Genomic DNA, 15313 nt, shown 5'->3' on the forward strand with positions numbered 1-15313 from the left:
TATGCATTCTTTGCCAAAAAAGAGAGCTCTATGGCTGACGGCGTTGATACTGCTGATAGCGGTTGGTAGCAGTTTTGCACAAACCGGTAGTGGCAGAACCCTCAGGAATATACTGGATGGCAGCAAAGGTCAGTTAGCGAGAGATTCTGCTGCAACTGTTCAGGATAGCCTGTATTTTAATCCGGCGCTGATCAGTAAACTGGACACACCTTACCAGGTGAAAAATATCGTCACCTTTAAGGTGAATGAATATAGCAACGCTTACCTGCCTGCAAAGTTCTCGATCATTCTTAACACCTGGGTGATCTACACCAGGCCTGACTTTGCGATAGACTCAGTCAACAAGCTTTTTACTATTAACTATGACGCAGCAGGGACTTATACCAGCAGAAGCAGCTTCGTGTTTGGTAATGCTCATAAGGTGACGGTAAAAGTATCCACTGTTTCGATCTCAGGGGCGCCTATCACTGTGTTAAAAGCACTGGTGCTGGAGAATGAGATGCAGGTCTATCCGGTATATAAGTTATCCTGTACGGATGATGCTGTAAAAAGCATCAGCGCTGCCAGTGCTCCCGATACTGATTCTACGGATGAACTGACCGTCAGCTGGCCTGTTACTGCTGGTGCAGATGTGTACGACCTGGAATGGGCATATGTTGACTCTTCTGCTTATGTCAATAACAAATACGGCAATCCTGTTAACGCAACATTGCTCTTCCGGAACAATGCTTCCCGCGTGACGGTGGCTGATAATACGTACCGCATCCCGCTCTTGTATGATAACGGTGGTATCCTGTTTTTCCGGGTAAGAGCAGTACAGCAGAAAAGTAATGTGAGCAGGATAGAAACTGCCTGGAGCTCCGACTATACCGGCGGACTGGGACGTTATAGTTTTACCGGGCATCAGCGGAAACTAAACTGGCAGATGTCGGTTAGTTATGCAGAAGAGGGAAAGCGGAAGGCGGTAGTACAGTATTACGATGGAAGCCTGCGTAACAGACAGGTGGTCACAAAAGATAATACCACCAATAAAACAACGGTGGCAGAGACCTTCTATGACTATCAGGGCAGACCAGCTATACAGGTGATGCCTGCACCGTCTATCAACTCAGTGATCAAGTATGCGCCCCGGTTCAACAGTGCGTTGAATGGCGCTGAATATGATAAATCCAATTACGACAAGCTGAACGCACCGTCGGAGTATCTGACAGCAAGAGCCAACCAGATGTCGTCTGCTACCGGCGCTAACCAGTATTATTCTGCAAACAACCCGGAAAAGAACAATGGTGTGAACCAGTTCATTCCTGATGCTGGCGGATTTGCCTTCTCTGAAACGGTGTATACACCGGATAATACAGGCAGGACCAGCCGGCAGAGTGGATTTGGGCCTGTGTACAGGATAGGTAGCAATCACGAAACAAGATACTATTATGCTACTCCGGGTGATAACGACCTGGATGTGCTGTTTGGTACGGAAGCAGGCGACAAGAGCCATTACTTCAAGAACATGGTGCAGGATGCCAACGGACAGTATGCCATCACTTACCTCGATATGTATGGTCGTACGGTGGCCACTGCGTTAGCTGGTACGGCTGATAGCGCCAGCCTGGATAATCTTTCTTCCAATACTACCTTCCCGGTAACAGATACTTTGTCGAGGGTGAACAGTAATGTGATCAAAGACCTGGTAATGGAGAATACCCAAAGCCAGTTGGTAGCGATAGATGGTGACTATCAGTTTAAATATTCATTGGCTCCGCCGGTATTGCAGAAGAAGGATTGTAATAATAATACCGTTTGTTATACTGCCCTGTATGATCTCCAGATAAAGATCACAGACGATGCTTATAACCAGCGTCTGGGAGGCAAGCCTTTCGATACGATCATCCGGAACTATACAGGAACGATCGTGCCAGACTGTAATGCGCCGCAGGCATTGCAGGTGGCATTTACGCTGCGTTTGCCGAGAGGTAATTACCAGATCACCAAGCGGCTTACTGTCAACAGGGAGGCAATGGCCTACTACAGGGATAGCGTCTTCATGAAGAGGAATTTCTGTACTACGCTGGAGCAATTCATACAGCAGCAACGTGATTTCCAGGCAAATACACAATGTATCCCAAACTGCGCTGCCTGTCAGGACAGCATTGGCACGTGGGACAATTTCCGCACCCGGTATATGACTGCGGGTGGCATTGCCATTGCGGACAGTGCTGCTTACAGGGGAGAAGCCCAGGCCGCCTATGCAGAAGCGGTAGCTGCCTGTGAAGTGTTGTGTGAGAAGACAACAGAATCGACCGATGTTAAAGCGGCACTGTTGCTGGATGTATCCGCCCCTTCTGGTCAGTATGCAGATGCGGAAGATACACTCAATGTCTATTCCATTTTTTATCAGCCAGACGAGAATACGCTGCCGCCTTATAAACGCGATACTGTTACTTATCTGGACGAGGCAGGCAGACCAGATCTGGCATACGATGAATTGAGTAATACCTATGTAATACCGCAGCGTTTAAGACCAGAGCAGTTTGCAGCACAGTTCAAAGCCTCCTGGGCGCCGGCATTACTGAAGTTCCATCCGGAATATTGTAAATGGCTGGAGTTCCAGAAGCACCAGGCAAGTTATGTGTGGGACAGGGAATTTGAAAAGACAGATACGTATGCCGAAGCGAAGGCGAAGGGATACCTGAACCCTACAGGCAATGGCAGTTATCCTTATCCGATAGTGACGGCGAACAGAGATCCTTTGTCGCTCGAAAGCACAGAGATGCTCAATGCCCTGCAGGCGAAACTGAGCAACTATAACGGAGGCTCAGGCAGTCAGATATTGACCATGTGGAGCACTGCTACTGCTACGGTGAAATGTGAAGGCAATAATGCCTCCTGTATCACCTCTTACGCGCCGGCTTCAGCACCTTTCAATGAAACCGCGTTGTGTACAGGCGACCTGGATATGGCATGGCGTAACTTCAGACAGCTTTACCTGTCTGCGAAACGCGCAATTATAGACAATAAGATAAAGACAGCGGCTTGTCCGTCGGGTGTGAGCAACCCAACATCAGCAGCGCTGCTGGCTGCCGGTAAACAGCTGAATTTCAATAATGCGACGGACGCCTTAGGACAGAATGGACTGGGATATTTAAATAACGGGCAGTCTGGTCCGGCCTCAGATTCTGCCAATAATGCGGTGAAGCGGCATTATGAAGACAACTGTAACGCTTATGCCAAGGCATGGGTACAGCAACTGGCGCCATGTAAGTATACGCAGGCGATGCTGAATATACTCATCCCGCGCTTAGTGGAAGTGTGTAAAGAGGGATCTGATGTTTCACATCCTATGGGGTCGAGTTCTGTAAGACCTGGCAGCACTTATGCTTATAAGAGTTTTCAGCAGGTATTGGAAGAATTCAATGCGCAGCAGGGCATTTCCAACGGTGTAGATTGTAATGGTTACCTCATTACGGCGCCTGCGCCTTACGACAAGCAGACGGCCTTTGGCAACAAGCCGGTATATTCCAAACCGGATACCTGTGAATGCCGCAAGCTGAATAATCTGCGTGCGGAGTATCTGCAATATGGTAAACCGACAGATGGCAGTTTTGCAGGCTATCTGAACCGTACAAGGCAGATCAATATGTCGGATGCTGATCTCACGCAATTGCTGAACGCATGTAATACGACCAGCAGCTGTACTTACTTCACAAAGATCATCAGTCTGCCACCGGCATTGCAATGTTATACCGGCGAGATATGTGTGCCTTGTAATGTGGTGAACAACGCGTATACAAGATTTACGGCTAAGTTTCCGGGTATCACACCGACGATAGAAGAAGGAGATACAACGCAGCAAAAGAGGAATACGCTGTTTGCCAATTACATGAATAATGAACTGGGCTTCAAAAAGCAAGCCTGGGAATATCTGAAGTTCCGTGCTGATTGTCCGGTAGCACCACCACCAACAGCTATCTGTACAACGATCACCAATATCAGAAATAACTTCCTGAACCTGTACCCTGTAACACTGGGTGATTCTATCACTGTGAACAGGACGGCTCCGACCCTCAGGATCACGCATCTGCTGAGCACCAGGACTACTGCCTATGCTTCATCAGTGACCCTGGGAGCATCGGTATGGACGAACAACGGTGTATGGTTTACTTTCAGGGACAATATTGTATTCAATTTTGCCAGAATTGCGAAAGGTGCCAATATCACTTATGCAGACATGAACCTGTTTGCAAAACCCGCTTCTGCTGGCGGTGAGCTGGTATGTGGTTCGTTATCGCATTACGCTGCTAATCCGGGAACCATTAGTTTGTTGTTTTCCCGTTCGCTGGGACCTGTAGTGGCCAATGTGACGACATGGGCGGGGCAACCAGGAACGGTAGCTGCCAATACGCTCACCATCCCTCCGATTACGAGTACGCAGAGTAGCGCCAACTATTTGAACCAGGTTTGCACGAACCTCGTGAGGGATATGTATACTGCTTCCCGTAGTGGTACTGATTATGGGTTAATAATGAGACTGAGTTCGGAGCCGGCAACCACGCGTAATGGATTTGTGTTCTGGTCAAATTCCACCACCAATGCCAACGCTATACCGCCATTCCTGAATGTTAGGTACAGGGCGCACAGGTGTAATGAGTTTGAAGTTTACTTCAATGAGAATTACGGGCAGGGCACGAATTACACCATCACCCAGATAGATAGCTTCTATCAGGCAAATTGTGGAAATGTTTCAGGTGTTTGTGGCAGTACGCCGCCAACAACGCCGACGCCGGTATATGATGGGCCATTATTGTGTGGTAAATCAACACCTGTATTCCCGCCGGCAGACGTGAATACAATCAACAACTGTTCTGATACCGCTTTCTTTGCTGTCAGCAAAGGAACGGAGTTATATAATGCTTATCGTGATTCATTGCTGGGCAGCTTTGGTCAGGATTACATTAATACGGGCCTGCTGGCCGCGAACAGGGAAGTGTTCACAGTGAGTTATAATACGAGTGAGTATCATTATACCTTGTTCTATTACGATCAGGCGGGTAACCTGGTAAAGACAGTGCCGCCGGCTGGTGTAGTGATAGACAGGTCTGCTGCCTGGGTGAACAGTGTGAAAGCAGCAAGGGCTGCAGGGCAGGTAAGGGTGCCTGCGCACAAGAAGATTACACAGTATAGGTATAATACCCTTGACCAGGTAGTGGAGCAGCAGACACCGGATGGAGGTATTACCAGGTTATGGTATGATAAGCTGGGAAGACCGGTCTTAACCCAGGATGCGCAGCAGCGGGTAGCACGCGACTATAGTTATACATTTTATGATGGATTGGGACGCATAACGGAAGTGGGCCAATTGAGCAGCAATACCATTGTGAACGACAATCTCACACGTAATCCGTCGACGCTCCAGCATTTTTACTCAAGTGCCAGAGCAACCTGTATACAGATCAATCGTACCACGTACGATATTCCTTATGCACCCTTATCGCAACTGGTGTTATCTGCCCGTAATGTGCGGAACAGGGTTGCATGGAAGGCTGTGTATAAAAATTCGCCCGATCTCGGGGCAGGCCGTTATACCAGTGCTTCCTTCTACAGTTATGATATACATGGTAATGTCGACACACTGCTGCAGGATTATAAGGAGGGAGGAATGGCAGATGCCGGGAACAGGTTTAAGAAGATCGTTTATAAGTACGATCTGATCAGCGGTAATGTAAAACAGGTGGCTTATCAGCCTTCACAGGCGGATGCGTTTTATCACCGCTATACATATGATGCGGAGAACAGGCTGATAAATGTGGAGACCAGCAGGGATAGTGTGTATTGGGAGAATGATGCGTATTATCAGTATTACAGGCATGGATTATTGGCAAGAACGGTATTGGGGCAACAGCAGGTGCAGGGATTGGATTATGCTTATACACTGAACGGGTGGATCAAAGGTGTAAACGCCACCACGCTGACAGGAAATGCTGATATGGGTAAAGATGGCATAAGCGGTAGTGTTGTAGGCCGGGATGCCTTTGGTTATTCATTGTATTACTACGGAGCGAGGGAATATAAACCTATCAACAGTACAGTAACGCCATTTGCTCCGGTAGAAGGAACAGGATTTAAGCCTGTATTTACAGGAACTATATCGGCTATCAGTCAGCATATTGCTTCTGGAAATGTGCCATTGCTGGCTCTTTACAGCTATGATGCACTAACGCGTTTGAAAAGTACGCAGTTCGCCCGCGGACTCAATACAAGCACAAATACCTGGACGCCTGTTACAGTGCAGGATTTTAAAGAGAATATCACTTACGACGAGGATGGGAATATTCTCAGCTATACCCGTAATGGCAACAATAGCTTTGCGGGCCGGCCACTGGCAATGGATAATCTGACCTATAACTATAAACCTTGGAAAAATCAGTTGGATTTCGTGGCCGACACTGTAAATGCTGCTAATTACGACAATGACATTGACAACCAGGTAGCAGGTAATTATAGTTATGACAGCACTGGTAGTCTCATAAAAGACGTGGCGGCGGGTATCAGCAACATCACATGGACAAGGACGGGAAAAATTGCGTCCATCACTAAAACGGATGGAACAGTCACGACTTTCACCTATGATATTGCGGATAACCGTATCAGCAAAACCGTTAATGGTGTGCAGACCTGGTATGTAAGAGATGGGGCGGGTAAGGTAATGAGTGTATATACCAAAGGCAACAATGTAGTCAACAGCGGTAGTCTTACACGTACGGAAGCTCATTTGTACGGGGCCGCCCGCCTGGGTATAAGTGCACAACAAACGGATGTGCAAAATGTGGTACAGCCTGAAACAGTCGCCCTGCGTGGATTAGGTACAGGAATAAACAGGAATTTCATCCGCGGTAACAAGTTCTTTGAATTGAGCAACCATCTGGGGAACGTGCTGGCTACAGTATCTGATAAAAAGAAGATGCTTTCAACTGACAGCACAACTATCAGCTATTTCGAACCAGATGTGGTATCTACACAGGAATATTATGCTTTCGGTATGGCTATGCCAGGAAGGGGCGGTAATAGTAATAAATACAGATATGGTTTCAATGGCAAGGAAAATGACAATGAGATAAAAGGAGATGGAAACCAGCAGGACTATGGATTCAGGATCTATGACCCGCGATTGGGCAGGTTCCTGAGTACGGACCCTTTAACGAAGTCTTATCCCTGGTATACGCCTTATCAATTTGCGGGTAACAGACCTGTTAATAGTATTGATCTGGATGGCCTGGAAGAGTTCAGCAGTTATGAATCATATAAAAACAGTTTTGGTGACAAGGCAATGGCGGAGGATAAATGGGATGGATCGGATGGCGCATGGCTGGCCAGCGACAGGGAAAATGATGTGACAGGAAGATGGAGCAAAGCCATGGAAGCCATCACAGCAAATGGCTGGACTGACAGGTTCAAGTCGGACGACACACAGTATCCTTTTCCGATAGTAAGAGATTATTATCACTGGGCACAAAGAAAGATGGACGAAAAAGGATATAAGTCCAGATGGGCTAAAGGTGCTGCTTATCTTGTTGATGAGCTGGCGGATAGTTATAATAAGGGGATTACCAGTGGCAGTGCAACATCGGGTTGGTGGAACGAACTCGGTCCGATACTGAAAGACCTGAACCTTGGTATAGCGGCATTTGCTGTGGGGCAGTTCCATGATGTGTTCTATAATTGTAGTATGGATGGAAAGACCAGTTTCATGGCCTGGTACTGTTGGGATTATGATTTTATAATGAAGGAACAGGTAACTGTAGTCGCTTATGATGTGTATAAAAAATATGAAGGCAGTACTTCGCTGGATTATCTGAATGCGCTGGCAAGGAAGGAAGGATTTACAGGCACTATGGCATCATGGGGGGCATCGATAGGGGCCGGACACTATTTCCCTAGTTTTGCAACTTTTAACATCGACCTTGAAGATCCGAAGACTGAATTCGGCGCAATGGGTAGATTTCATTTGCCTATGCTGATGCTATGGAATACCTTGCATAGTAATCAGGAGTATCCGATGACCAAGGAGCAGGCGGCTGAGGTGAAAAAGGCTTATGATGGCATCAACGAATACTACGAGCAGAACATAAAAAAGAAATAATGCGCCCGCGACTTTTGGGAATGTTACTCCTTGCAGCATGCATAATGGCTTGCCAGTCAAGGAGAAGAGACACGACTGATTTAGTTTACTTCCAAAACCTGCACGATTCTTTAAACGTGCAGGTTTTGGTGGGTAAAGACTATAAAATATTGAGCGCCAAAGTGAAGGAGGGCAAACTGCTGGTGCGCTCTTCGAAGATAGGAGAAGACTTTTCTGTGCTACACCTGATAGACCTGTTAAAGAAGCAGGTGATTGCCAGAAGGAAGATAAAAGCATTGAAGTACTATGAAGCACTTGCAGATTTCGACGAACAACGGTTTGTGTATTGCTCTGTATATCATCCCGAAAAAATAAGCTTTTATGATCTCCGGGAAGATAAGGAAACTGTCCTGATGGTAAGAGATAGCAGCCAGTTGGACGCAGGAGATATCGTTTTGCAGCGTGGCAGCTTATACTACATAAAGGGCGTATATGGCCCTTCCGTCTGGAACATTGAAGAGAATAAACTGCATTATTATCAGCAGGAGTATACCGTAAAAAATCCGCAGCTCTCAAGCATTTCCTATCCGCTGAAGGATAGTCTGGTGATTCTTTCCAGGCAGCAGCAGGCCGGAGGGGACAGTCTGAAGTTATATGCCGTGGATGCTTCAGGACAAGAAAAATGGAGCGCTGTAACTGAGCATAGGTATGTATCGCCATTGTTGGAGCCCGAAATAATTACGGCTGAAGACGGGTTGATTGTGAAATCAGGAAAGCAATTAGTTAAATTAAACACACGAAATGGTCTGACACTGACGTCCCGGAAGTTTGATGATCTTAACAGTATTTTTCGTTTAGGCAAGGAGATCATTGTCTTTTCAGTGCATCAGCATGCAGCCTTCCCTGCAGAAAGGGCAAAGTATCAGGTCAATGTGAGCGGAGTAAGTGCAGACAGTCTGAACATTGCGTGGTCTGCCGGTTTTGAAGTAACAGGTATACCACAACTGGGCCTTATAAATGGTGAGCTGTTTTTAAGTGATCGCGATTCCATCCGGGTTATTGATGCAGCTAATGGCCGGATGAAACAACATGGTCCCGTAAAGGACAGTTACATCGAAATGTTGACCGATGCAGGTACTGGTGAGTATTACCTGCTGTTAAACAGTGAGATAGTGATCTGGTAGCTAATGAATATTATTTCCCCCAAATATTTTGAAATATACGTTATTGTACGTACGTTTACGTCATTAAGCGAGTTTGCAACAAAGCCGAACTAAGAGGACAATAAGAGACACAGTACCTGAGGAACGTTGCCCGGCTACCATTAAACAGTGAAAACGTAACCAAAATCTGCAGTCCTGCCGGACAGCAGTCACCTTCCCGTAGCACGTAAACAAAAACAATCATAAAAGCTCTATCAATGAAATCAGTTATCCCTATTCAAAGATGCCTGCCAGCAAGTGTATTTGTGACACTATTTACAGTCCGGCTCATTTGATAATTACCAGAAAATAAGCCTGAACGCGCTATCAGACCTATACGAGATTCCTCTGCTCCGGAGGAACGGGAACGCTATTTCCTATACTTAAATATACATTAAATGATACTGGAGATTGTTGCCAGACATAAGAAAGCGTTTGCCATCATGATGCTCACGCTTCTTTATTGTGATGCAGTATTGCCCGCCTATGCATTTGCTCCGCGGCGGGTAGATCATCGCAGTTATACAGGGCGCAGAAATGCCCTGATACCTGCAAAGGAACCCGCGCCAGTGGTGGGTACTTCTAAATCGGGACCAGCTAAAACCCCCGCAAAGCCTTTATTGAAGGCCAAAGAAGCGGTAGCCATTGGCGGGCCCGGTCAGCCGGAAAGCCAGGCATTCCACTCGGTGAACCACGACAATATGGTGGATTTGTTTACAGGTGATTTTTCCTATAGCATTCCCCTGATGGATGTAGGTGGCTATCCGCTGGCCATCGGTTATAACAGCGGTATTTCCATGGACCAGGAAGCCAGTTGGGTAGGATTGGGGTGGAATATTAATCCGGGCGCTATTACCCGGAATATGCGTGGCCTGCCGGACGATTTTAACGGCAGGGACACCATCCAGAAAATAGCCTCAGTCAAAGAAAACAAGACAGTGGGCGTAACAGTAGGCGCTGATGTGGAGATCACCGGGTTAAGCGACTATGCAAAGTTCGGTGCAGGCGCCAGCCTGGGTATCCTGCATAACTCTTATAAGGGTATCGGCCTGGAAACCAGTGTCAATACCAGCATTAGTGCCGGTTCGAACAGTATGGGATGGTTTACCACCGGCTTGTCTGTTACCAACAGCTCGCAGGAAGGACTGACCATCGGCAGATCACTGGCATATAAGTTCGCCGACGCACAGGCAAGAGAAAAAGGAGGCCTGGGTGGTAGCGTCTCTATGGGATGGGGCTATAATTCAAGAGAAGGATTGAAGGCCCTGAGTTTTTCGGCCGGTTTGAGACAATATACCATGGACGACAAAAACAGGGCTGCGGTGCAGAGCTCGAATATTTCTTCCTATATCTCTTTTGCGCATCCGGCTTTCACTCCTTCGATCAATATGCCGTATACCAATACGCTGTACAATTACACCGCTAAGGTAGGTTGGGAAGCACAGGTAATACATCCCAGCCTTTCTGTAAGCGGATATGTATCCAAACAGCGGATCGCACCTGAAGATAAACGCACGGCGCTGCCGGCGTATGGCTATCTCAATTATCATACTGCGAATGGCAATGAAGGTGCTTTGCTGGACTATAACAGGGAAAAAGAAATTGCCTATCGGGAGAAACCGACAGTGCCTAATATTGCGGTGCCTTCTTATACCTATGATGTGTTCTCCATTTCGGGAGAAGGTACCGGGGGCATGTTCCGTGCCTATCGTGGGGATCTCGGGTTTATATATGATCATGCAGTGAAGACCAGGGATAATTCCACCCGTGGTAGTGTGGACATTGGTCTGGGTAGCCTGGTGCATGCCGGGGTGGATCTGGGTATTACCAGGGCGTATTCACAGAGTGGTCCGTGGACAGAACAGAATCCGCTGGCTACCACCATTGCCTTCCGGAAACCGGATAAGCTGTTCGAAAGTGTATACTTCAGAAATCCCGGCGAGAAGACTATTAATACCAGGGCGTTTTACAATGCTATTGGTGGTGAGGATGTAGTATCGGTTGACCTCTATCAGGCGGGTAACAGCAGTGCTGTGATAGAGACAGCCAACAGGTTGAACGTATATAAGAATAAACGTTTCGCCGGTAATAAACAACTGACATCGGCGAATGTCTATAAAACAGAAAGGGACAAACGCGGACAGGTCATTTCCTATCTGACCGCTGCGGAAGCCAGTGTAGCGGGGTTGTCTAAATATATAGACAACTATGCCAGCAATGTGTACAGCATTGGTAACTGTGGCAATACTTTCCCTGACGATGTGAATGGTAATGGTGTAGGATTGAGAGGTGAATATTTCAAGGGAAGGAAATTCGAAACCAAGCTTTTCGAAAGAACGGATCCGACTATCAACTTCAATAATATAGACGAGATCAATCAAAACCTGCCTGCCGGGGCAGCCCAACTGGGTAATGATTTCTCGGTACGCTGGACTGGACGGGTAAAAGTGGCTTCCTCAGGCCGTTATCGTTTCAGTACCAACAGTGATGACGGTGTGAGGGTATATCTTAATGATACACTGATCATTGACCGTTGGAACGATCATGGTAATACGAAAGATACTGCCTGGGTGAACCTGGTAGCAGATCAGTTATACAATATTAAGGCGGAGTACTACCAGGCGCGTGGTCGTGTGATCATGAAACTGCAATGGCGGCCACTGGCTACTACAGAAGTGGTGATACCTACAGCAAGTCTTTACCTGATGCCTGATAAAGATACTTTCGTCGTGGGGACTAACCTGTCGAAGGAAAAGCGTGTGAACGATTTCCGTAAGGCCGATCATATATCGGAGATTGACGTGCTGAACACAGACGGACGCCGTTATGTATATGGTATTCCGGTTTACAACCTGAAACAGCGGGACCTTACTTTCTCTGTAGCAGCAGGTACAGGTAGACGTGCGGAAGGATTGGTGAAATATACGCCGGGCGTTGACAATACAGTCAACAATAACAAAGGGAACGATAATTATTTCAACAGCGAGGAGATGCCCGCCTATGCGCATAGTTTCCTGCTGACAGGTATTTTGTCGCCCGATTATACTGACCTCACCGGCGATGGTATTTCCGACGATGATCCCGGGAATGCTATCAAATTTAACTATACCAAAGTAGCAGGCATTAAGAACCCTTATAAATGGAGATCACCGGCGAATGACAGTGCAAGTTATAGTGAGGGATTACTCACCGATAACAGGGATGATAAAGGCAGTTATATAGCAGGAAATAAAGAGTTGTGGTACCTGCATTCTATTGAGTCGAAGAACATGATCGCTACATTTAAACTGACTGACCGTGATGACCTTTTCCCGATTACGGAAGATGGCGTTAAACAGTCGGCACGTGTAGCTAAAAAGCTGGAAGAGATCAACCTGTATAATAAGGCTGATTTCCAGAAGTACAATACTGCCGCCAGGCCTGTCAAGACAGTACACTTTGAATATAACTATGAGCTGTGTCCCGGTTCGAACAGGGGAATTAATACTACGGGTAAACTGACACTCAAACGTATCTGGTTTACTTACAACGGCAATGACAAGGGTAAACGCAATCCTTATGTGTTTGCTTACAACAGTTTTAATCCCCCTTACAATAGTAAGGCATACGACCGTTGGGGCAACTACAAGGATAATGTACAGAATCCCGGTGCTACTACCAACAATCCCATTTACAACGGTGAATACCCTTATTCACTGAGAGACAGTGCACAGATGGCAAGGAATGCAGCTGCCTGGACGCTGGACTCTATTATTCTGCCTTCAGGGGCACATATGAAGATCGATTATGAAAGCGATGAATATGCCTATGTGCAGCATAAACGTGCGGCACAGATGTTCCATGTGGCTGGTCTTTCTGCTTCAAAGCCAAACGCAACGAGCGATCTGAGTAATTCGCTGTACGGACTGATTGATTATTTGTACGTAGCGGTGAACGTGCCTAAGCCGGTCAGCAGCAATGAAGAGGTATACAGGCGTTACCTGGAAGGGATGGATAAGATCTACTTTAAGTTGTCCGTACAGGTACCGTCAGATAAATTCGGTGCGGGGAACGAGTATGTACCTGTTTACGCGACCCTGGATGATAGTTATGGATTCTTCAATAATGGCTCGACCATCTGGTTTAAGGTAAGGGCGATCGATGCCAAAGGCGATGTGGGAGATCCGCTGAGTGTATTCAGTCCTATGGCGCAGACAGCGCTGCAGTACCTGCGCCTGAACCTTCCATCTAAAGCCTATCCCGGTTCTGATGTAGGTGATAATGTAGATCTGGGCGATGCGATCAAGATCCTGTTATCACAGGCTGACAACGTCACCAATACGATGGTGACCTATAATGTGGCCGCCAGGGCGAAAGGCTGGATGAAAACGATCGATACCTTACGTTCGCTGGTACGGCTGAATAGTCCAATCTACAGGAAATTTGGCGGAGGACTGAGAGTAAAAAGGATCAGGATCTATGATAACTGGACGAAAATGACCCAGCAGAAGGAGTCTGTTTATGGCACTGAATATCAATATACGACCCAATTGACGACATCAGCTGGCGTGGAAACGATCAGCAGTGGCGTAGCGAGTTATGAGCCGGCACTTGGCGGAGATGAAAACCCGTGGCGGCAGCCGATAGAATATACACAACAGGCAGCTGTGCTGGCGCCTGTGGAACTGGGATATACAGAGTATCCGCTGGGAGAATCTTTCTTCCCGGCGCCTTCGGTAGGCTATCGTAAGGTAAGGGCACGTTCCATCAATACTAAGGATGTCCGTTCTGCCAATGGCTACCAGGAATATTGTTTCTATACAAACTATGAGTTCCCTGTTATTACAGATATGACACTGCTGGCAGATGGTAAGAAACGATTTAAGCCTGCACTGGCTAATTTCCTGCGTATCAACGCCCGTCATTTTGTGGCGGTGAGCCAGGGCTTTAAAATAGAGCTGAATGACATGAATGGCAAGCCCAGATCAACAGCAGTATATCCGGAAACGGATGCTGATAACCCTGTTTCTTCAACCGAATTCTTCTACAGGGAAGACGACCCTACCGCCACTTTCAGGCACCTGAGGAATACTGTTACTACGATAGCTCCTAATGGTACCATCGATACTACTGCGGTGATCGGGGAGGATATTGAGCTGATGACAGATATGCGCGAGCACAAGAGTGTGACCAACGCCAATAACTTTAATCTCAACTCGGAGCTATTCTCTTTTGGTATGCCGCCTATTATGATCATACCTACACTTTGGAACCTTGCGCAGCGTGAAGAGGTGAAGTTCCGGTCGGTGGCAGTCACAAAAGTGATCAACCGTCATGGTATTCTGGACAGCATCGTAGTGGCCGACAAGGGTAGCAGGGTGACGACCCGTAATCTAGCTTATAACAGTGAAACAGGAAGTGTACTGTTAACCAGCACACAGAACCTGTTTGATGATCCTGTGTACCAGTTCCAATGGCCTTCGGGCTGGGCCTACGAGGGTATGAGCGGCGCTTATAAGAACCTGAATGTGGTGCTGGACGATATCTATGTCAACAAAGGAAAGATCACCAGCGGCCTTGGTACAGCTACAGCGGCCACTTATTTCTATAGTGGAGACGAAATCCTGGTGGCTTCGAAAGTGAAGACCGGTGGAGCAGATTGTTCGCCGGAGATAGCTTCTTTCCCCGTATTCAGTACCCTGTATGCAGTAGATGCCAATGTCAAGGCAGGCGGTGCGCCTGACATCTACCTGGTAGATGCCAGTGGTACACCGTTCACTGGTAATGACGTGTCACTCAAGATCGTGCGCTCCGGCAGAAGGAATATGGATGTTCCCGTGGGAGTGGTCACTATGCTGAATAATCCGATAGTAAAGAGTGGAACGACCTTGAAGCTGGTCATAGACGAAACTTCGAGGGTCATTAAAGCCAGTGTAACAGAATATAAACAGGACTGGCAGGTGGCAGACCGTAAGAAACAAAAGGCGGTTTGCGCTAATTGATCATCTATCTAAAAAAG

The 15313-nt window shown here is 47.2% G+C and carries 3 protein-coding genes; all 3 read left to right on the top strand.

Annotated features, from left to right (window positions below; translation table 11 throughout):
• Window position 1: 1 nt before the first annotated feature.
• The 3 genes from L3C95_RS19965 to L3C95_RS19975 all read left to right on the top strand — a co-directional run bounded on the left by L3C95_RS19965 (window position 2) and on the right by L3C95_RS19975 (window position 15296).
• On the top strand, window positions 2–8134 hold the full coding sequence (locus tag L3C95_RS19965) for an RHS repeat domain-containing protein (RefSeq protein ID WP_236390333.1): 8133 nt from the start codon (window positions 2–4) through the stop codon (window positions 8132–8134).
• Between the two features lie 128 nt (window positions 8135–8262).
• Window positions 8263–9297 carry a hypothetical protein gene (locus L3C95_RS19970; protein WP_236390334.1) on the top strand — a complete coding sequence of 345 codons (1035 nt, stop codon included), beginning with the start codon at window positions 8263–8265 and terminating at the stop codon, window positions 9295–9297.
• A 416-nt stretch (window positions 9298–9713) separates the two neighbouring features.
• On the top strand, window positions 9714–15296 hold the full coding sequence (locus L3C95_RS19975; protein ID WP_236390335.1) for a PA14 domain-containing protein: 5583 nt from the start codon (window positions 9714–9716) through the stop codon (window positions 15294–15296).
• Window positions 15297–15313: the final 17 nt, after the last annotated feature.

It is taken from the genome of Chitinophaga filiformis (genome assembly GCF_021646545.1).
GTDB classification, from domain to species: Bacteria; Bacteroidota; Bacteroidia; order Chitinophagales; family Chitinophagaceae; genus Chitinophaga; species Chitinophaga filiformis_A.

Bases quoted from the DNA above. Each gene is read 5' to 3' on its own strand.
- L3C95_RS19965 (WP_236390333.1), top strand. From the start codon at position 2: ATGCATTCTTTGCCAAAAAAGAGAGCTCTATGGCTGACGGCGTTGATA.
- L3C95_RS19975 (WP_236390335.1), top strand. From the start codon at position 9,714: ATGATACTGGAGATTGTTGCCAGACATAAGAAAGCGTTTGCCATCATG.